This window comes from Fictibacillus aquaticus, from assembly GCF_002245695.1.
GTDB lineage: Bacteria > Bacillota > Bacilli > Bacillales > Fictibacillaceae > Fictibacillus > Fictibacillus aquaticus.
The window spans coordinates 1-2,013 of record NZ_NOII01000055.1 but is presented as its reverse complement, the minus strand read 5'-3'; the positions used below and the strand labels follow the sequence as shown (position 1 = coordinate 2,013).

Here is a 2,013-nt window from a genome sequence, read left to right as displayed (position 1 = left end):
CTCCACCACTTCTATAAGCGGATTCTCGTTCGCCTGTTCCTGCAGGAAGGAGGACAGCTCATAGCCCGGATATTGTAAAATGGCAATGGCCTGACGAAGCTCCGTTGTCATCACAAGGCTTAAGTTCTGCTGCTGATAAAGACCCATTTCCATCATGATGCATCCCTCCTCCTTCCTATTCTACTACAATTGAAAGCGCTTTTAACAAAAAGTTCATAAATGCCCGCAGTTCCCTCAGTGGGGTCCGAAGAAGATGTTCGTCAAAATTTAGTCCAAGAACCAAATCAATCTCGGTACCGGACCCCAAGTAGACATCGGAGACTTCAAATTGTCAAAACCAAAACTATGTCCAAGAACCAAACCAACCTTGGTACCTTACTCCCTGTATACTTCGAAAAAAAAAAGCGCCAGGCAAATGCCCGGCGCTGAAAACTTTTAATTTTTAATTAAAGTTTAGTTACGTTAGATGCTTGTGGTCCACGAGATCCTTCAACAACTTCGAAAGATACTTCTTGACCTTCGTCTAGAGACTTGAAGCCTTCAGACTGGATAGCTGAGAAGTGTACGAATACATCGTCTCCACCTTCAACTTCGATGAATCCAAAGCCTTTTTCAGCGTTGAACCATTTAACTTTACCGTTTTGCATGGGTGTTTCCTCCTAATCACGCTCGTATGTAAGCGTTTAAATGTTTCAACCAGCTTACTATGCAATAAGTCTTCATAAAAAAAATCGTCCTTTAAATAAGAGGGACTTTAAAACTGCATCCACTTCTTATCAAAAAGTACGATTCGCTTTAAATCCGATATATTACAAGGTAAAATGGTTAACCTCAATATATCACGACTGTACATAAATGTCAAAACGCCCCATTCATTGATTTTCCGTCCTTTTCTGTTAGGATATTAGAGTAGAAGAACCGATTATATGTAATGAAGGAGCTGCAAGAATGAGCGAGTCTTTTTCCATCCCATACTTTGAAGAAAACCTGCGCCAATACATCGACCGCAACCGTGATGTGTTCACAAAAAATCATGCGATGAACGCTTACTACCGTTCGATTGTAGGTACACTGATCAACGACAACCTGAACAAAAATGGAGAAATCGTGCGCCGGATCCGCAATCTTGAAGAAGCATACAAAAACGTCAAAAACGAAGCTTAATAGCCAAAACTTAAAGGACATCTGTTTAAGTACAGATAGTCTTTTTTATTGTTCACTTTTCTGTGCTGTTTTTGAAGATAGACGTTTAAATACCGGTGTGTCGGGAATGATGTTGTTAGTCTGCATAGCCAGCTGGCAGGAATTCTTTCTTGCCGCAGAGAATAAGATAAGTAGCCTTCAAATACCGTCTTTTTTTAATTGCATCAAAAAAGGCTGCATATCGTTTGACCTTGTTTGACCTTTTTTGTATGATGACAGTACACACAATTTTATTGGTGAAGAGGAGGAAATTAGATGAATTTAATCCCTACAGTAATCGAACAGACAAACCGCGGTGAACGCGCGTATGACATTTATTCACGCCTTTTGAAAGACCGCATTATCATGCTTGGAAGCGCTATCGATGACAACGTGGCAAACTCTATCGTTGCTCAGCTTCTCTTCCTTGCTGCAGAGGATCCTGAGAAGGACATCTCCATTTACATAAACAGCCCAGGCGGTTCCATCACAGCTGGTATGGCGATTTATGACACGATGAACTACATCAAACCACAGGTTTCTACAATCTGCATCGGTATGGCTGCTTCCATGGGTGCTTTCCTTCTGGCAGCCGGTGAAAAAGGAAAGCGTTACGTGCTTCCAAACTCTGAAGTTATGATTCACCAGCCTCTTGGCGGAACACGCGGACAGGCGAGTGACATCGAAATTCACGCTCGCCGCATCATCCAAATGCGCGAACAGCTGAACAAGATTTTATCCGAAAAAACAGGACAGCCGCTTGAAGTAATCGAGCGCGACACTGACCGCGATAACTTCCTTTTAGCAGAAGATGCGGTAAAATACGGACTT

3 protein-coding genes and 1 pseudogene are annotated in these 2,013 nt (G+C 42.2%); 2 read left to right on the top strand and 2 right to left on the bottom strand.

Annotated features, from left to right (window positions below; translation table 11 throughout):
- Positions 1 to 153: pseudogene (locus CGZ90_RS19420) on the bottom strand (RNA polymerase factor sigma-54); the annotation flags it as partial.
- 293 nt (positions 154 to 446) lie between these two features.
- Positions 447 to 647, bottom strand: a complete 201-nt coding sequence (cspD, locus tag CGZ90_RS19415; protein WP_094254149.1) for a cold-shock protein CspD — start codon at positions 645 to 647, stop codon at positions 447 to 449.
- 301 nt (positions 648 to 948) lie between these two features.
- Between cspD and yvfG the strand changes: the two genes are divergently transcribed.
- On the top strand, positions 949 to 1,164 hold the full coding sequence (gene yvfG, locus CGZ90_RS19410; RefSeq protein WP_094254148.1) for a protein YvfG: 216 nt from the start codon (positions 949 to 951) through the stop codon (positions 1,162 to 1,164).
- Between the two features lie 294 nt (positions 1,165 to 1,458).
- On the top strand, positions 1,459 to 2,013 hold a 555-nt coding region (clpP, locus tag CGZ90_RS19405; RefSeq protein WP_094254147.1), incomplete at its 3' end, for an ATP-dependent Clp endopeptidase proteolytic subunit ClpP.

Coding starts and splice junctions, on each gene's coding strand:
- cspD (WP_094254149.1), bottom strand. CDS start 647: ATGCAAAACGGTAAAGTTAAATGGTTCAACGCTGAAAAAGGCTTTGGA.
- yvfG (WP_094254148.1), top strand. CDS start 949: ATGAGCGAGTCTTTTTCCATCCCATACTTTGAAGAAAACCTGCGCCAA.